Annotated in this window: 16 protein-coding genes and 3 pseudogenes; 9 read left to right on the top strand and 10 right to left on the bottom strand. The window is 67.5% G+C overall.

Going from position 1 to position 17016, the window contains the following annotated elements; translation table 11 throughout:
- Positions 1–167: 167 nt before the first annotated feature.
- The 4 genes and pseudogenes from rnhA to ACIA8G_RS43480 form a co-directional block, all read right to left on the bottom strand.
- Positions 168–605, bottom strand: a pseudogene (gene rnhA / locus ACIA8G_RS43495) (ribonuclease HI); the annotation flags it as partial.
- An 11-nt stretch (positions 606–616) separates the two neighbouring features.
- Complete coding sequence (locus ACIA8G_RS43490) at positions 617–1000, bottom strand: DUF1801 domain-containing protein (protein WP_396424699.1); 384 nt, start codon at positions 998–1000, stop codon at positions 617–619.
- Between the two features lie 43 nt (positions 1001–1043).
- The gene (locus ACIA8G_RS43485) at positions 1044–1697 is read right to left on the bottom strand and encodes a hypothetical protein (protein WP_396424698.1); all 654 of its coding nucleotides are present in this window, start codon (positions 1695–1697) and stop codon (positions 1044–1046) included.
- A 79-nt stretch (positions 1698–1776) separates the two neighbouring features.
- Positions 1777–2781, bottom strand: coding sequence for an amidase family protein (locus tag ACIA8G_RS43480; RefSeq protein WP_396424697.1), 1005 nt, complete (start codon positions 2779–2781; stop codon positions 1777–1779).
- 28 nt (positions 2782–2809) lie between these two features.
- Between ACIA8G_RS43480 and ACIA8G_RS43475 the strand changes: the two genes are divergently transcribed.
- Together ACIA8G_RS43475 and ACIA8G_RS43470 are read left to right on the top strand one after the other, a co-directional pair.
- Complete coding sequence (locus ACIA8G_RS43475; RefSeq protein WP_396424696.1) at positions 2810–3394, top strand: hypothetical protein; 585 nt, start codon at positions 2810–2812, stop codon at positions 3392–3394.
- Positions 3395–3445: 51 nt separating this feature from the next.
- Positions 3446–4726 carry a hypothetical protein gene (locus tag ACIA8G_RS43470; RefSeq protein WP_396424695.1) on the top strand — a complete coding sequence of 427 codons (1281 nt, stop codon included), beginning with the start codon at positions 3446–3448 and terminating at the stop codon, positions 4724–4726.
- On the opposite strand, the gene ACIA8G_RS43465 is transcribed toward ACIA8G_RS43470, so the two are convergent.
- On the bottom strand, positions 4697–5149 hold the full coding sequence (locus ACIA8G_RS43465) for an Lrp/AsnC family transcriptional regulator (RefSeq protein WP_396424694.1): 453 nt from the start codon (positions 5147–5149) through the stop codon (positions 4697–4699). The genes ACIA8G_RS43470 and ACIA8G_RS43465 overlap by 30 nt on opposite strands.
- Positions 5150–5290: 141 nt before the next feature.
- Here ACIA8G_RS43465 and ACIA8G_RS43460 point away from each other — a divergent pair, with 141 nt between their 5' ends.
- Positions 5291–5653: a VOC family protein gene (locus ACIA8G_RS43460; protein ID WP_396424693.1), complete on the top strand. Its 363-nt coding sequence runs from the start codon at positions 5291–5293 to the stop codon at positions 5651–5653.
- Positions 5654–5673: 20 nt separating this feature from the next.
- Here the strand turns inward: ACIA8G_RS43460 and ACIA8G_RS43455 are convergent.
- The 3 genes and pseudogenes from ACIA8G_RS43455 to ACIA8G_RS43445 all read right to left on the bottom strand — a co-directional run.
- A pseudogene (locus tag ACIA8G_RS43455) lies at positions 5674–5831 on the bottom strand (MBL fold metallo-hydrolase); the annotation flags it as partial.
- Positions 5832–5864: 33 nt separating this feature from the next.
- A complete protein-coding gene (locus ACIA8G_RS43450; RefSeq protein ID WP_396424692.1) occupies positions 5865–7118 on the bottom strand; it encodes an ATP-binding protein in 1254 nt (417 codons plus the stop codon).
- A gap of 164 nt (positions 7119–7282) precedes the next feature.
- A complete protein-coding gene (locus tag ACIA8G_RS43445) occupies positions 7283–7960 on the bottom strand; it encodes an MBL fold metallo-hydrolase (protein WP_396424691.1) in 678 nt (225 codons plus the stop codon).
- 138 nt (positions 7961–8098) lie between these two features.
- Here ACIA8G_RS43445 and ACIA8G_RS43440 point away from each other — a divergent pair.
- A pseudogene (locus ACIA8G_RS43440) lies at positions 8099–9058 on the top strand (acyltransferase family protein); the annotation flags it as partial.
- A gap of 47 nt (positions 9059–9105) precedes the next feature.
- On the opposite strand, the gene ACIA8G_RS43435 reads toward ACIA8G_RS43440, so the two are convergent.
- Positions 9106–9858, bottom strand: coding sequence for a maleylpyruvate isomerase family mycothiol-dependent enzyme (locus ACIA8G_RS43435; protein WP_396424690.1), 753 nt, complete (start codon positions 9856–9858; stop codon positions 9106–9108).
- A gap of 224 nt (positions 9859–10082) precedes the next feature.
- Here ACIA8G_RS43435 and uvrA point away from each other — a divergent pair, with 224 nt between their 5' ends.
- From uvrA to ACIA8G_RS43420, 3 genes are all read left to right on the top strand, one after another.
- Complete coding sequence (gene uvrA, locus ACIA8G_RS43430) at positions 10083–12962, top strand: excinuclease ABC subunit UvrA (RefSeq protein WP_396424689.1); 2880 nt, start codon at positions 10083–10085, stop codon at positions 12960–12962.
- Positions 12962–13144 carry a hypothetical protein gene (locus ACIA8G_RS43425; RefSeq protein WP_396424688.1) on the top strand — a complete coding sequence of 61 codons (183 nt, stop codon included), beginning with the start codon at positions 12962–12964 and terminating at the stop codon, positions 13142–13144. The genes uvrA and ACIA8G_RS43425 overlap by 1 nt, the downstream gene beginning before the upstream one ends.
- Positions 13145–13222: 78 nt before the next feature.
- Positions 13223–13750, top strand: coding sequence for an SRPBCC family protein (locus ACIA8G_RS43420; RefSeq protein WP_396424687.1), 528 nt, complete (start codon positions 13223–13225; stop codon positions 13748–13750).
- 19 nt (positions 13751–13769) lie between these two features.
- Here the strand turns inward: ACIA8G_RS43420 and ACIA8G_RS43415 are convergent, their stop codons facing one another.
- Positions 13770–14366: a TetR/AcrR family transcriptional regulator gene (locus ACIA8G_RS43415; RefSeq protein WP_396424686.1), complete on the bottom strand. Its 597-nt coding sequence runs from the start codon at positions 14364–14366 to the stop codon at positions 13770–13772.
- Between the two features lie 75 nt (positions 14367–14441).
- On the opposite strand from ACIA8G_RS43415, the gene ACIA8G_RS43410 reads away from it, so the two are divergent.
- Together ACIA8G_RS43410 and ACIA8G_RS43405 are read left to right on the top strand one after the other, a co-directional pair.
- Positions 14442–15617 carry an FAD-dependent oxidoreductase gene (locus ACIA8G_RS43410; RefSeq protein WP_396424685.1) on the top strand — a complete coding sequence of 392 codons (1176 nt, stop codon included), beginning with the start codon at positions 14442–14444 and terminating at the stop codon, positions 15615–15617.
- Between the two features lie 234 nt (positions 15618–15851).
- Positions 15852–17015: a hypothetical protein gene (locus ACIA8G_RS43405; protein WP_396424684.1), complete on the top strand. Its 1164-nt coding sequence runs from the start codon at positions 15852–15854 to the stop codon at positions 17013–17015.
- Position 17016 lies beyond the last annotated feature (1 nt).

The raw sequence follows: 17016 nt of genomic DNA, 5'->3' as shown, positions 1-17016 counted from the left end.
CCGCACTGCACCTCGGGGTCGTGCACGTGACACAGCCCGTTCGGCCCGGCGGTGATCGGACACGGCGTGCCCTTCTTGGTGGGCGCGCCGCACGGTTCGCCGGTCAGCTCCCGCGCTTGCTTCGGCTTCGCAGCCTTCTTCGGTTTTGCTTGGGGCTGCGTGATCTCCCGCCCCGTCACCTCCTCGACACCGCGCACGGCCAGCCGGTCGGCGCGCTCGTTCTCCGGATGGCCCGCATGGCCCTTCACCCAGTGCCACTCGACCTCGTGCCTGGCTGCGGCTTCCTCCAGGCGGCGCCACAGGTCGGCGTTCTTGACCGGCTCACGGGCCTTCGTGAGCCAGCCGTTCGCCTTCCACCCGTGCACCCACGAGGTGATGCCGTTGCGGACGTACGTGCTGTCTGTGTAGAGCTTCACGGTGGACGCGCGCGTGAGGCTCTCCAACGCCATGATGGGCGCCATCATTTCCATGCGGTTGTTCGTCGTGGGGCCGATGTCACCGCCGTACATGTCCTTCTCGTGCTCGCCGTAGCGCAACACGGCACCCCAGCCGCCCGGCCCGGGATTGGGACTGCACGCGCCGTCGGTGTAGATCTCGACCTCCATGCCTGACGAGGCTACCGACGCGGTCCGACACTCCTCCGCGCGCGGTTGGCGGCGATGATGTGGCGGAACATCTCGACGAGCGCCGGCGCGTTGATCGGCTGGTCGCGGTACACGGAGATCATGCGCGCCGTCTTGTTGCCGTGGCCGCTCGTGATGATGCCCTCGGGATCGGGCACGCTCGCCCTGTCGTAGAGGAACACGTTCACGTGGTCCTTGGTGCCGAGCAACGCGCAGATGTTGCCGTCCAGCACGAAGTACGGCCGGTCGGTGAACTTGATCGTCTCCTCGACGGCGGGGTCGGCCTCGTGGACGAGCCTGCGGACCTCGCGGCAGATGTCCTGCTGCCAGTCGGCCAGCCCGGCGATGTAGTCGTCAACGCGCGTGTCGGTGTTCATATCTGTGTGTCGCGGCTGTCGTCGGATTCTCGACATGGTCTTCTTAACGCGGCAGCCAGCTGGCCATGTCGGCCACCGCGTCGAGCACCTCGTCACTGACGTGCCCGGACGCCGTCTCCGTCTCGGCGATCACGACGGCGCTGCCGTCCGGCCGGGACTGGTAGTGCCGGCCCGTGAAGCGGATGTCGGCCAGGTCGAGCAGCGGGGTGCCGAGCGGGGTGATGTCGCCGGTGCCGTGAACGTCGATCAGCTTCTTGAACTCGCCGGCATCGCGGCGGCTGCGGAACCCGACCCACGCCACGGACACGACCGCGACATTGCCGCGGTCGTCGCCGATCGCCAGCAACGCCCGGTCGAGCGACTTGCACGGGTTGCGCGCGAAGTGATCCCGCACCTGGCCGAACGAGTGCGACAAGCACTCCACCTCGGCCTTGGCCCGGCGCTTGAGTGTGCGCATGCTGACCTGACGCCACGCACCGTCCGCATCACCTTTGCGCGCGGACTTCCGGCCTTCGGACTTGGCCTTCGTGAGGTTCGTGCCGACGGAGTCGATGCTGGTCGAGGTGCCGCCACCGAGCGAGAGACCTCCGCTGCCCGCCGCGACCGACACCGCCAGGGCCGCCGCGACCACGACCGTTCCCGCCTTGCCCGCGCCTGGGTCCGATCCGCCGCCCTTACCGCCGATTCGTCGTGCCATCTGTGGCCTCCTCGGACGACGAGGAGACCGCACCCGACCGGCCGGGCGAGGTGGATTGGGGCCAAAACACCCGATCGGCTCAGCCGGTCCGGCTCGCCGCCGCGACGAGGTCGACCTCTCGCCCGTGCCGGGCAACGGCCTGCAACCCGACCGGCAGCCCATCGGAGTCGAACCCGGCCGGAATGCTGATCGCCGGGTGCCCGCTGAGGTTGAACGCCCAGGTCAGGCTCGTGTTCACGCGCTCGCCGGGTCCGTCGTGGCCGTGCGGCGGCCCCGGTGTCGTCGGGGTGAGCAGCAGGTCGGCGGTCTCGAACACCGCGTCCAGCGCCGGGTTCGGGCCGCAGCGCCCCGCGAACCAGGCGTCCGCGGGATCCTCCAGCACGAGGCCGACGGGCTCCGGGCGCAGCGCACGAGCCGCCCGGAACGCCACCGCGGCCTGCTCGGCGTCGACGGAGGCGAAACCCAGATCGGGGGACCACAACGCGGTGGGCGAGCTGGACTCGGACGAGCCGAGGTAGAGCGCCAGGTCGTCGGGGTGCCGTGCGAACACGCCGACGGCCGCCCGATCTGAAATCGACGTGGTCTTCAGCCCGAACACACCGCACCAGGCGGCGGGGATGCGGATCGAGCCGGCGCCGTCCACACCAGTCGCCAACGGCACCACACCCGCCGCCATGGCTGCCGCGGAGCCCGCTGACGAACCGCCGGGGGTGCGGTCGGGGTGCCACGGGTTGCGGGTGACGCCGCGAGAGTTGCGGCCCCACGTCTGCCACGAGGTCGTGCCGTCCGGGGTTGTGGTCAACCCGATGACAACGCATCCCCGAGCTGTCAGGGCGGCTCGGTGGCTCTGGCGTTCGCCGCGCTTCACCGCGATCGGGACGCCCGCCAACGGCAGCGCTGCTCCGCTCCGGACGCGCCGGTCGACCTCGAATGCTTGGCGCAGCGCGGTTTCGCGGAACACCGAGTGGAACGCGCACAGTGCGGGTTCCACTCGCTCCAGCCGGGCGAGGGCGGCGGAGACCTGCTCCACGGCTGTCGTGTCGCGCGCGGTCACGGCGGCGGCGATCTCGGCGGCGGTCAGCATGATCACGATTGTCGGCCACAATGGCCCCGTGAAATGGACACGCGCGGTGCACCACCTGACCGATCTCGTCGAAAAGGTCAGCGAGATGCCGGGCACGCACTTCCGGTTCGAGGTGGTCGAGCTGTGGGTGTTCGGCGATCTTCTTGGCGCGCCACGCGACCTCGAGCACATCGACGTCGCGCTCGTGGTCGACCTGCCGGTGGACGAGGTGCCGTGGCTCACCGAACCCCTGGGTGCGGAGCACTGGGCGAACGCTTCCCGCGTGTCCCGCAACCCCGTGATGCCGTTCTGGCGGTCGGCGCAGGCACCCGTGTGGAACCACCGCATCGAGCGGCCCGCGCTGGCGTGGAGCAAGGCCGACGGCATCGCGGAGGAGACGCTGGTCGCGGTCGGTGACGGCACCGGTGAGCTGGTCCGCCTGCCCGCGCCGGAACCGGACGAGCTGCGCAAACGCCTGGACGACGAGCTCGCGCTGAGCCTCGCCGCGCTGCGCCACGACAACCAGGTCTACACCGACCGCCGCTGGAGTCCCGGCAAGCTCACCCCGTACGCCGACGCGTTGTGGCGCACCACGACGGGCTATCTGGACCTGCTCGACGCGCTCGCCCGCTGAAGGTTCTGATTCCGCCCATGACCAGGCCGCCGCTGGGCTACTTTCCGCGCTGTGCAGAACACCCGTCGTGAACTCGGCCGGCTCTGGGGCCCGCCTGCGCTGGCTCTGATCGCGCTGTTCAACACGCCCCTCGGCGGTCCCCTGCTCTCCACGCACAGCGCGGGCTTCGGGCTGAGCAAGTACGCCGTCACGTCGCTGGGGTTGCCGGCCCTCGCGGTGATCGCCGGGGTGTGGAACGCCAAGCGGTGGCAGTGGCTGCTGGTCGTGGGGACGCTGGCCAAGCTGGTCGCGGTGATCGAGTCGCACGTGTACTTCTTCAGCGGGCGGCCGGGCCTCACGTTCCTGATCTCGGGCGTGGGTGACGCCGGCTTCGTGCTGATCGTCATCGGCGTGCTGGCCGCCGTCCGCGACGCCGCCATGGCCGCGGCGGTGGTCGGCGTGCAGCTGGTCGCCGCGCTGTTCCTCGGACTTGACTGGCTGAGCAGCCCGTATCGGCCGATGGCCGTTGACCTGCTGCTGGCCGTGATCGGTGTGGTCGGCGGTGCACTGGCTGTATACGGCACGCGCACCGGCGAGATACCGCGTGCGGAACCGATCGGCCGTCGCGCGGTGATCGTGGGCACGCTGGCGGCGTTGGTGCCGACCGTGCTGACCGTGACCGGGTACCTGATCAAACTGGAGCTGCCGGCCCTGGTGGCGGCGGCGGGCGCCGGGGTGACGGTGCTGCTCTTCGTCACCGTCCTGGCCATCGCGCTGGGCAAGGGAGCGTTGCTCAGGACGGCGACCGCAGGTCTCGTCCTGCTCGCCGTGGCCGCGCCGCTGACACTGGCGCTCTACTTCTCGGCCAGCTCCCCGCAGGTGTACGGGCCGGCCGCGGTCATCGGGCTGGCGGCCGGGATGCTGGCAGGCCACGCGGGCCGGTCGATGCTGCTCGCGGCCGGGGCCTGTGCCGTGCTGGCCGTCGTGACCCTGACATCGACCGAGCTCACCGGGTCCTACGCCGACCTGAAGCAGGGAGGGCTGGCGTCGTTGATGATCGTGCTCGGCGTGCTGGCGGCGACGTCTGCCGCTGCCACCGCCGCACCTGCGCTCATCGAACTCCGCGCGCTCCCGGTCGCGCTCGGCCCGTTGCTCATCGGCTTTCTGCTGGGCTTCCGCGAGCTGATCCAGCCGTTCCTCTCCTACTCGCGGATTCCGAGCCAGCTGCCGGAGGCGGACTACACCTCGCTGTGGGCGGCGATTCTCGGCATCGCGGCGGTGGCAATGGTGGCCATCGCGGCCCTAGACCGGGCGAAGGTCACGTCACCGGCCGGTGCCTCGGTCGACGGGTAGCGGCCGGGGCAGCACCGGGGTGGAGACCACGATGGACGTGGTGGTCTGGCCGTAGAGGAGGAACCGGTCGAGAACCTCCTCGAGCTCCTCCAGCGTGGCCGCGTGCACCTTGATGAGAAAGCAGTCCTCACCGGTGACGCGATGGCACTCGGTGACCTGGGGCAGGGTGCCGGCGAGCTCCGCGATCTTGGGTAACTGGCCGGCCGCGGGTCGGACCCTGGTGAACGCGGTCATGGGCAGACCGAGCGCGGCGGGGTCGACGTCCATCCGGTAGCCGGTGATGACCCCGGCCCGCTCCAGGCGTTGCACGCGCTCGGTGACCGCGGGCGGGCTCATGCCGACCCGGCGGGCGAGCGCGGACATCGTGATCCTCGGGTCGGCGTGCAGCTCGGCGAGCAGCCGCCGGTTCACCTCGTCCAGCACGCCCTCGAAGGTAGAACTGCCGTTTCGCCGTGACTCCGCAGGCAATTGATTGCTCCTGCCTTCAGATGGCCATGTACTTGCCGCAATACAGCGACAAGCATTGCACCCCAGCCGAAGAACGCTTCCTGGGGAGGAAATCTGATGGCAAGCCGCATCGTGTCGCTACCCGTAGACTGCACCGACGCCGAACTGCTGGCCGGGTTCTGGGCGGAGGTGCTCGGCTGGAAGATCGTCCACCGGGGCAACTACGGAGTCTCCATCGGCCGCGAACCCGACAGCACGTTCCAGCTCGACTTCCGGGTCGTGCCCGACGTGAAGCGGGAGAAGAACCGGCTGCACCTCGACATCAACCCCACCGATCGCGACCAGGAGGCCGAGCTTGCGCGCCTGCTCGGCCTCGGCGCGGTACCGGTCGACGTTGGCCAGGGTGAGGTCAGCTGGCACGTTCTCGCGGATCCGGAGGGCAACGAGTTCTGCCTTTGCCGGGCGAGGGTGGATCCCTGATCGCTGGAACGGTCTCGAGGTCACCAGCCGCGGGCGCGCCACTCCGCCAGCGCCGGACGCTCCTCGCCGAGCGTCGAGTCATCACCGTGACCGGGTAGAACCAGGTGTCGTCAACAGCACCGCGAAGATCCGCGAAGATTCGGTCCTCGATGTCGTTGATCAGGGAGGCGAAGTTGTCCTGGAGTGAATCACGCTGGTGCACGATCTCGTGCTATGGAGCGAGACGCCAGAGTGAGTCCAGTGGTACCGCCCTGATTTTCTCGCCGAATGGCAGGGTTTGCTGTCCGGTGTAGAGCACGTAACCCGCTACGAACCTGTCTCCCAGCCGGGTAGCGAGGTTCCGCAGCCCGGCAAGGTCCTCGGTACGAACCGTGGCCCCGGCCTTCACTTCAATCCCGATCACTCTGCCATCAGGTGTCTCAATTACTGCGTCGACCTCGATCTTGTCCTTGGTTCGGTAGTGATAGAGCCGACCGCGCTCCTCGGACCACGTCAGTTGGCGGGCAAGTTCCATGACGACGAAGTTCTCCATCATCGGGCCGGCCGCGCCACCCGGTTCGCCGAGACGGAACGCGTCCTGGCCAATGAGATGGCAGGCGATGCCTGTGTCCACAAAGGCTAGTTTCGCCGTCCCGACAGCTCGTTGCGTTTGCCCCGAGGACCAAGCCGGGATGCTCTTGATGAGGAAGACGGACGACAGCAGTTCCAGGTACCTGGTGAGAGTGGTTCTCGGAATGCCCGATTGGTTGGCGAGCGCGCCGGGTACCAGCAGACCGCCGACTCGCCCGGCCAGTAGCGCGAGCAGTTTCAGCAGGTCACCTCGGCGCTCGATGTTCGCCAGTTCCAGAACGTCGCGTTCGATGAGGGTGGACAGGTAGGAGTCGAAGAACGCCGTTCGGCGTCGAGGGGTGCGGCGCACGGCTTCGGGGAAGCCGCCTACGACGAGTCGGTCCAGGTAGTCCCTGCGGCGCATGGTCGACGAGTGGTCGATTCTTGGCCCGTGGCGGAAGGCCGCGTCGACGAATCGATCAGGTTGACCGTTCATCTCGCCCTGTGAGAAGGGCCAGAGCTCAATAACCTCCATGCGGCCGGGCAGCGCGTCTGGAAGCGTTCGCAGGGCGAGGATCCGTGATGAGCCGGTCAGTAGATAGCGGCCAGGGGTGGGATCGAGGTCGACAGCGACTTTGATCGGTTGGAGGAGCTCTGGCACGAGTTGGATCTCGTCGATGACCATGAGGGTGTCGTGTTCCACGAACCCGGTCGGATCGTCCTTGGCCGCACGCAAAGTTGCTGGATCGTCCAGCAGGCGTACAACTGCGGTCGACCTTCTACCGGCGGCCAGTCTCGTCAAGGTGCTCTTGCCAGCCTGGCGAGCTCCGTTGACGAGGATGACGCGGGTGTCGTCCAGCGCCTCGGTCACCAGCGCCTCGGCGTGGCGTGGGACCAAGCTTGATTGCGTGCTCACGAGGCAACTATGCCGGAAGAGCTAGATCAACGGTCGCATGGACGCGCCCTACGTGGTCACCTGGACGGTTGAACTGTGGCCATCTGGCCGGGGTGCTTGTGGTCAATGGGACGCTCGCGGTCAAGGCCCTTGGCAACGTCACACGTTGCCAAGGGGCCTCGAGGTCACCAGCCGCGGGCGCGCCACTCCGCCAGCGCCGGACGCTCCTTGCCCAGCGTCGAATCATCACCATGACCGGGGTAGAACCACGTGTCGTCAGGCAGCACCGCGAAGATCCGATCCTCGATGTCGTTGATCAACGAGGCGAAGTTGTCGGCCGACGTGGTCTTCCCCACACCCCCCGGAAAGAGTGAATCTCCGGTGAAGAGGTGCGGATGCCCGGTCGGGTCGTCGTAGACGAGGGCGATCGAGCCCGGCGTGTGGCCCCGCAGGTGGATCACCGACAACCCGACTTCGCCCACGTTGATGGTGTCGCCGTGGTCCACCAGGACGTCCGGCGGGACGGGCAGTACGGCGGCGTCCAGTTCGTGCGCGACGGTGTTCGAACCGTGGGCTCCGGCCAGTGCGCCGAGTGCCTGCCAGTGATCGGCGTGCTGGTGCGTTGTCACGATCGTGCGCAGGCGCGGGCGGTTCGGGACGTGGCCGAACAGGTCGGACAGACGCTCGTAGTCGTTGGCCGCGTCGATCAGCAACGCCTCGTTCGTGGACCGGCATACGAGCAGGTAGGCGTTGTTGTCCATGGGCCCGACGGAGATCTTCGTGATGGTCAGCGCGTCGAGCGTGCGGCGGACTGCGGGGCCGCCTGGATCGACGTGACCTGTGTAGTTCTCGAGTACGTCCACGGTGGCAGACGGTAGTCGCTCGAAGCGGCGCAGCGCACACCTTCAGGTTGCATACAGGTCTCACTCATAGGGTAAGTAAGGATCAAGCTTCGAAGCCCGAGTACGCCGAAAGCACCAACGAACAGGTCCCCGCCTCTCGTGATTCCAGCGCAACGACAGAAGCCCCGCACGGCCCGCAGGGTCAGCTGGGACGTCCTCCGCGTCGTCGCCATCGGGTGCGTGTTGCTCCACCACGCCACGCTCACGAGCGTCAGCAGCCACCCCGATCTCGGGCCGCTGCCGTTCACCTTCCCGATGTCGATGGGCGCCAGCACGTTGATGGTCATCTCGGCCTTCTTCGCGTGCGCCTCGCTCAACAGCGGCAGGCCCGGCGTGTTCCTGTGGAGACGGCTCGCGCGGCTGCTGCCCGCGTACCTGGTGGCAGTGCTGCTCACCTACGCCGTGCAGCGGTGGATCGCGCCGGACGGGTGGAGCCAGCTCGACGGCAGGGACGTCGTCTACAACCTGCTGCTGGTCAACCAGTGGTTCCCGGACGTCGACATCGTCGACTTCGCCTACTGGACCATCCCGGTGCAGATCACGGCGTTCATCGCCGGTGCCGTGCTCGTGAAGCGTCTCAGAGGCACGAAGCTCCGGTTCTTCCTGTGGGCGCTCATCGTCACGCCGCTGCTGTTGCGACCGTTGCTGGACCACTCACACACGCTCTTCGTGGTCTACAACGGTTTTGCGCTGCACAGGGCGCAGCTGTTCGCGGCCGGTATCGCGATCTGGTTGTGGCACAAGCGTCGGATGAGCACACCGCACTTGGTCGCGCTCCTCACGGCCACGCTGATAGCGCAGGCGATTCACACGACCGAGTACGGTTCGACGCTCGGTTTCGCTGTGCTGCTGCTCATGGTCTGCGCCGCGGCCGCCGGACCAGATTGGGTGTTCTTCACGCCGATCGCCACACCGGTCACCTGGCTCGCGGGCATCTCGTACGGGGTCTATCTGGTGCACCAGCAGATCGGCGCGGTGGTGATGGACCGCATGCACTTCGTTGGGCTGCGGTCCTGGTGGCTGCTCGCCGGCTTCATCACCTCGGCGCTGGTGCTCGGCTGGGCGATGACGAAGTTCGTCGAACGGCCTGCCTATCGGTTGCTGACTCAGATCCAGTCGGGCAGTGACGGCAGTTCGCCGCGCAGGCCCGTGCCGTCCGTCCGGCCGGTCAGCCAGCCCAGGACGGCGCTCGCCGACCCGCTCACCGAACTGCGGCTCGCCGGTCCGCTGACCGTCCAGATGCGCTGAGAGCCATCGGGCAGGGTCACCTCGATGCTGAACGGGTCGACCCGGCCGGAGAACTGCTCGACGGCGTCGTCGAGGAACTCCTCCACGAAGTCGGCGGGCAGGTCGTCGAACCCGACGCCGCAGTCGAGGTCGATGAGGTGGATCCAGACCTCGCGCAGCCGGAACAGCGGCACCGTGGACGCTGGAATCGTCTGCCCCTTGGGCGCGGTGACCTCGGAACGCCACGCGTGTGCCGGCATCTCGCGGCACGCGGCCTCGAACCGGAGGGACGCGGAGTCCAGGTCCGCCTTGATCACCTGCAGGATCCGGCGGGAACCCTCCTCGATGTCGGCGTCGCGGTCCGCCCGCGACGCGTAGGCCTGGTGCTCGACCCCGGTCTTCGCCCAGGTCAGCAGATTCACCAGCGCGTCGGCGTTGCGCGCGAGGTGGGTGATGACGTGTCCCCTGGTCCAACCGGGCAGCAGGCTCGGGCCGCGCAGGGCGGCCTGGTCCAGCTCCTCGACGACCTCGTACAGCACGTCCGTCGCCTGACGCACCGCGTTGATGTGCCGGTCAGGCACTCCGCGCTGTGCTGGTACGGAGGTGTGCTGCGTGGACGGCGTGTAGGTCATGTGCTGCCTCTCCCCGACGTTGAGGCTCTGATCGAAGTGACCAGACTATGAGTAAAGCCTGCTCAGGGGAATGCGATCGGTGCCGGAACCGTTTTTGTCAGGGGTGCGCCCTAGCATGGTCGGCGGGTCGGTCGCAGCCTCCAAATCGATGCTAGTACTCTTCGAACGCTTGTTCGGGAGAGTGTGGCGTGAGTGACCCGCCGATCACAGCCGAAGGGACCCCAGTGGCAGACCGTCTTGTTGTTCGCGGCGCCCGCGAGCACAACCTGCGCGGCGTGGATATCGACCTGCCGCGGGACAGCTTGATCGTCTTCACGGGGCTGTCCGGCTCCGGCAAGTCGAGTCTCGCGTTCGACACGATCTTCGCCGAGGGCCAGCGCCGCTACGTCGAGTCGCTCTCGGCGTACGCGAGGCAGTTCCTCGGGCAGATGGACAAACCCGACGTCGACTTCATCGAGGGCCTCTCGCCCGCGGTCTCGATCGACCAGAAGTCGACGAGCCGCAACCCGCGGTCGACCGTCGGCACCATCACCGAGGTCTACGACTACCTGCGGCTGCTCTACGCGCGCGCCGGCAAGCCGCACTGCCCGCAGTGCGGTGAGGCGATCGGCAAGCAGACGCCGCAGGAGATCGTCGACCAGGTGCTCGCGATGGAGCAGGGCACCAAGTTCCAGGTGCTCGCGCCGGTCATCCGCGGCCGCAAGGGCGAGTACCTCGACCTGTTCCAGAACCTGCAGTCGCAGGGCTACTCGCGCGCGAAGGTCGACGATGTCGTCTACGCGCTCGGCGAGGTGCCCAAGCTGAAGAAGCAGGAGAAGCACCACATCGCGGTCGTCATCGACCGCCTGTCCGTCAAGGCGTCGTCCAAGCAGCGCCTCACCGACTCGGTGGAGACGGCGCTGCGGCTCGCCGACGGCCTGGTCGAGCTCGAGTTCGTCGACCTCCCGGAGACGGACCCGAAGCGCATCAGGGGCTTCTCCGAGAACCTGGCGTGCCCCAACGGACACCCGCTCGCGATCGAGGACCTGGAGCCGCGGTCGTTCTCCTTCAACTCGCCGTACGGCGCGTGCACGGTCTGCACGGGTATCGGCGTGCGCAAGGAGGTCGACCCGGAGCTCGTGGTGCCGGACGACGAGCTGAGCCTCGAAGACGGCGCCATCGCACCGTGGGCAGGCGGGCAGACCGCCGAGTACTTCACGCGTCTGCTGCAGTCGCTCGGCGAGACCATCGGCTTCCGGATGGATCAGCAGTGGCGGCTGCTGCCCGCCAAGGCGCAGAAGGCGATCCTGCACGGCATCGACGAGCAGGTGCACGTCAAGTACAAGAACCGGTACGGCCGTGAGCGCTCCTACTACGCCAACTACGAGGGCGTGATCCCGTTCCTCGAACGGCGTCAGGAGCAGACCGAGTCCGAGTACATGCGGGAGAAGTACGAGGGCTACATGCGCGAGGTCCCGTGCCCCGCGTGCTCGGGAACGCGCCTCAAACCGGAGATCCTCGCCGTCACGCTGCACCACGGCAAAAAGGGCGACAGGTCCATCGCCGAGGTCTGCGCGATGAGCGTCTCGGAGTGCTCGGAGTTCCTCGACGGCCTGAAGCTCGGCAAGCGCGAGTCGATGATCGCGGGCGCGGTGCTCAAGGAGATCCAGGCCCGCCTGCACTTCCTGCTCGACGTGGGTCTCGACTACCTGTCGCTGGACCGCGCGTCCGGCACCCTGTCCGGCGGTGAGGCGCAACGCATCCGGCTCGCCACGCAGATCGGCTCCGGCCTGGTCGGCGTGCTGTACGTGCTGGATGAGCCGTCCATCGGTCTGCACCAGCGCGACAACCACCGGCTGATCGAGACGCTGACCAGGCTGCGCGACCTCGGCAACACGCTGATCGTCGTCGAGCACGACGAGGACACGATCCGCACCTCGGACTGGGTCGTCGACATCGGTCCCGGCGCCGGTGAGCACGGCGGCAAGGTCGTGCACAGCGGCCCGTACAAGAAGCTGCTCACGAACAAGGAGTCGGTGACCGGCGCGTACCTGTCGGGGCGCAAGCAGATCCCGATGCCCGCCAAGCGCCGCAAGATCGACAAGAAGCGCCAGCTGACGGTCGTCGGCGCCCGCGAGCACAACCTGCGCGGCATCGACGTGTCGTTCCCGCTCGGCACGCTCACGGCCGTCACCGGCGTGTCCGGCTCCGGCAAGTCGACGCTGGTCAACGACATCCTCGCCACGGTGCTCGCGAACAAGCTCAACGGCGCGCGCCAAGTGCCCGGCCGGCACACCCGCATCAACGGCCTGAACGAGGTCGACAAGCTGGTGCGGGTCGACCAGTCGCCGATCGGCCGCACCCCGCGGTCGAACGCGGCCACCTACACGGGCGTGTTCGACCACGTCCGCAAGCTGTTCGCGGCGACGACCGAGGCGAAGGTCCGCGGCTACCAGCCGGGCCGCTTCTCGTTCAACGTCAAGGGCGGCCGCTGCGAGGCGTGCGCGGGCGACGGCACGATCAAGATCGAGATGAACTTCCTCCCGGACGTCTATGTCCCCTGTGAGGTGTGCAAGGGCGCGCGGTACAACCGCGAGACGCTCGAGGTCCACTACAAGGGCAAGACGATCTCCGAGATCCTCGACATGCCGATCGAGGAGGCCGCGACGTTCTTCGAGCCGATCAACGCCATCTACCGCCACCTGAAGACGCTGGTCGAGGTCGGTCTCGGTTACGTGCGGCTGGGCCAGCCGGCACCGACGCTGTCCGGTGGTGAGGCGCAGCGCGTGAAGCTCGCGTCGGAGTTGCAGAAGCGGTCGACCGGCAAGACGGTCTACATCCTCGACGAGCCCACGACCGGCCTGCACTTCGAGGACATCCGCAAGCTCCTCGGCGTCATCAACGGCTTGGTGGACAAGGGCAACACCGTCATCGTCATCGAGCACAACCTCGACGTCATCAAGACGTCCGACTGGGTCGTCGACATGGGTCCCGAAGGGGGCTCCGGCGGAGGTATGGTCATAGCAGAGGGCACACCCGAGCAGGTCTCCGCGGTCGAGAAGAGCTACACGGGGCAGTTCTTGCTGCAGGTGCTCGGAAATGAGGAGGTGTCGGCGGCAGGGTGATGATTCCACTCGATGCGCTGGCCCACCGCGAGCGCGCCCTTCAGGCGTCGCGCGGCGAGCCCATGGCGTACCCCTTCAGCCTCGTTGAGGCGCTCGACTCGTCGGAGCAGGCACTCCGCCGCGTCGCGGCTGTCGGCTGGTTGCGAATCCTGGAAAGGCTTCCTCACCTCGCCGACAAGTGAACCGGGCCGGCCTAGTGAGACGCTTGAGTCTCACTAGAGCCACTTGAAAGGCGCGGTCACGAGGCGGGTAATTCCCGGATGTTGCGAGTTTGGTCGAGAGGCTGTCACTCGATCGAGCTATCAGGAATGATGTCCGCCGTGCCATTGAACCGCTATCGATTCCGCAGCGTGTGGCACGTTGACGCGCCTCCTGACGCTGTGTACGAGATCTTGTCCGACATCGCGAACTACCCGGTGTGGTGGCACGAGGTTCGGGCCGCGACGAAGATCGACGACGAGTGCGGCGAGATCATCTGCCGCTCATTTCTGCCCTTCGACATCGTCGTGCAGGTCCGGCACAGCATTCGCAGCCAGCAGGCGGGTCTCCTGCGCGCGACGTTGTCCGGTGATCTCGAGGGCTTCGCCAGCTGGGAGATCATCGGCCGCGACGGTGGCACCGATCTCGTGTTCGATCAGGAGGTCGTGGTCAACAAGGTGTTGTTGCGGCGCCTGGTGCTGATCGCGAAGCCGTTCTTCCGCGGCAACCACGACCTGATGATGCGCGGCTGTCTGAAAGGCCTGAGACAGCAGCTGGACATCAAGTCGGCGAGCCGGCACGAGTTCTAGAGCCCGTCGGCCCGAGCAGTCAGGTCCGCCCGGACAGGTGCCGCACCAACCGCGCCAACTGCTCGGCGTACTTCTCGGCGAACTCAGGCGTGGCCGGGTCCTCGCCGGTGATCTGAGCCGCGGTCTGCCGCAGCGTCAACGGCGCAGAAGCGGCCGCCATCAGCGCGAGCAGCAGGAGCCCGGGGTCCAGGTCTGAGGGGAACTCCCCGGCCGACTGGCGGTCCCGCATCTGGTCGACCTGCGTGCGGAGGAACGCCTCGTCGGTCGCCGGGCTGTCACCGGCCAGGTTCGCCCACGCCCACAGTCGGCCGTGGTCGGTGAGCGTGGTCGCCACGAAGCCCGCCAGCACCGTGTCCAGCGGCTGGTCCTCGCTCGCCATCTCGGTGGCGGTGCTGTGCCAACTCGTGGCCAGTTCCTTGTACAGGCCCTCTTTGCCGCCGAAGTAGTACGAGATCAGCTGTTTGTTCACGCCGGCCCGCGCCGCGATGTCCGTCGTGCGGGTGGCCGCGTAGCCCTTCGCGCCGAACTCCGCCGCGGCCGCCTCCAGGATGCGGGCCCGCGTGCGTTCCGGGTCTCGCTTGCGTTCCGAGGTGCTGGGAGAGCGGCGTTGATCCACGGCGCCACGGTAGCCGACCGGCTGTTTTCAACCAACAGGTTGACTTAATCAACCGCACGGTTGAAACTTGGTGGCATGAGAATCGCAGTGATCGGTGGGGGAATCGGCGGGCTGTGCCTGGCGCACGGGTTGCGCAAGGCCGGCGTGGACGTGGCGGTGTACGAGCGCGATCTCTCGCGCACGGACCGCCTGCAGGGGTATCGGGTGCACATCAACCCGCATGGTGCCGCTGCTCTCAGAGAGTGCTTACCCGCGGCGAACTGGGCGCGATTCGAGCAGAGCGCGGGAACCGGCGGCAACGGATTCGGCTTCCTGACGGAACAGCTCAAGCCGTTGCTGCTGCTCGACCCCGAGGCGGAGCAGCACTACTCGGCCAGCCGGATCACGCTCAGGCAGGTGTTGCTCGACGGGCTGGACGTGCAGTTCGGCAAACGGTTCGAGCGCTATGAGCAGGACGACACGATCAAGCTGTACTTCGAGGACGGCACCACGGCCGAGTGCGACGTGCTGGTCGGTGCGGACGGGATCCGGTCGCGCGTGCGCAACCAGTACCTGCCGCACGCCGGCACCGAGGAGGTGGGGGTCAGCGCGGTCGCGGGGAAGCTGCTGCTCGACGAGCACGACTGGGTGCCTCAGGAACTGGTCGTCCGGGCCAACTCGATCATCCCGACCAGCCGGGCCGGCATGTTCCTGGCCGCGCACGACGGGTTGGGCGTGACCGACGATCCGGACGACGTGTTGTTCGACAACGTACGTCCCTACCTGATGTGGGCCTACGCGGCCGCCGACCTGACCATCCACGATGGACAGGATCTGCGACGCGAGGTGCTGCGCCGCATCGCGAAGTGGAGCCCGGAACTGCGCAGGATCGTCGAGGCCTCGCCCGCCGAGACGATCAACCAGTGGCGCATCCGGTCGTCGAAGCCGATCGAGCGGTGGCAGCCCACGAACGTCACGTTGCTGGGCGACGCGATCCACGCGATGACGCCGATGCGGGGCATCGGGGCGAACATCGCCTTGCGGGACGCGCAGCTGCTAGCACGGTGCGTCGCCGAGAGTGGTGACGCCGTCGCGCGGTACGAGCACGAGATGTACGACTACGGGTTCGCGGCGGTCCGCGACTCGCTGCGTGCTGCCCGCCAGTTCGCCGACGGCAGTCCGGTGGCGCGGACGATCTTCAAGACCGTGCTGAGGACCGCGAGCGCCGTACCCGCGTTGAAGCGGGCGATGTTCGCAGGTCAGGGGGACTAGGGCCGGTATCGAAGTCCATGTTCGCGATAGTCGGGCCTGAGGCGGCCCCTGGCGGCACGGCCGAGTGGCCCACATACAACACCGGTATGCGGGCCACTCGGCCGCACCGCCAGGAACCACCTCAGGCTCGACTCTCATCGAACGGGACTTCGATACCGGCCCTAGAAAAAAGATTGAACCGACCTGGCCGTCCCTACGTGTGTTGGGCGTTGGAGGGCACTAGCCAGGAGGTTCATGATGATCCGCAAGGGTGTTGCGGTCGTCGCGTTGGGGTTGATCACGTTGACCGCCTGCTCCGGTACGCCGGAGAGCAAGCCGGTCGCACAGCAGCTGGAGAGCGTTGTGGCGCTCAACGTTGCGGAGATCGACGACCTGGGCCCGGTGGTCACCGATGTCAGGGGATTCACGCTTTACCGCTTCGACAACGACAAGCCGGAAGAGTCCACTTGCGACGGTGAGTGCGCCGCCACGTGGCCGCCGGCCACCGTCACCGACGAGAACTTCACGGTGAACGGCGTCGACAAGGCGATTGTCGGCTCCATCGTCCGCAAGGACGGCAGCCGTCAGCTCACCATCGACGGCATGCCGCAGTACCGGTTCGCCAAGGACAGCAAGCCCGGTGAGACCAAGGGGCAGGGCCTGCAGGGCAAGTGGTTCGCCACCGGCAAGGACGGCGAACGCACCCAGCTGGCCGCCCGCACGGGCGTCATCACCGGCCTCGGCGCCGTGCTGACCAACGACGCCGGCCGCACGCTCTACCGGTTCGACGGCGACACGGCCCAGCCTCCGGTGTCCAATTGCGACGGTGGCTGCGCCGAGACCTGGCCGCCGGTGTACGTGGAGGGTGAGAAGCCGCGCGTCAAGGGCGTCGACCCGAAGCTGCTCGGCACGGTCGAGCGCAAGGACGGCCGCAAGCAGCTCACGGTCGCGGGCTGGCCGCAGTACATCTTCAAGAACGACACGAAGCCCGGTGAGGCCAAGGGCGTCACGGTGCCGAAGTGGTTCGCCACCGCGACCGATGGCAAGAAGGCCCAGCAGAACAAGGCGATCGCGCTCACCAGTGCGACCGTCGCCGACCTCGGGATCATCGCCACCGACAAGGACGGCATGACGCTCTACAGGTTCGACGACGACACCGCGGAACCGCCTGCGAGCAACTGCTCCGGCGACTGCGCGGTGCAATGGCCGCCCGCTTACGTCAGCGAGGGTTTCCAGGTGCAGGGCGTGGATGCCTCGCTCGTGGGGACGATCGAGCGGGACGGGAAGAAACAGCTCACCATCGCCGGTTCGCCGCAGTACCTCTTCTCAGGTGACAAGGTCTGCGGTGATGCCAACGGACAGGGCGTTGGCGGGAAGTGGTGGGCTACCAAGGCCGACGGAAGTCGCGCCGGCAAGTAAG

Source organism: Lentzea sp. NPDC051213, assembly GCF_044455585.1.
In the GTDB taxonomy this organism is placed as follows: Bacteria; Actinomycetota; Actinomycetes; order Mycobacteriales; family Pseudonocardiaceae; genus Lentzea.
The sequence above is the reverse complement of the archived record's forward strand: the minus strand, read 5'-3'. Positions and strand labels throughout refer to the sequence as shown.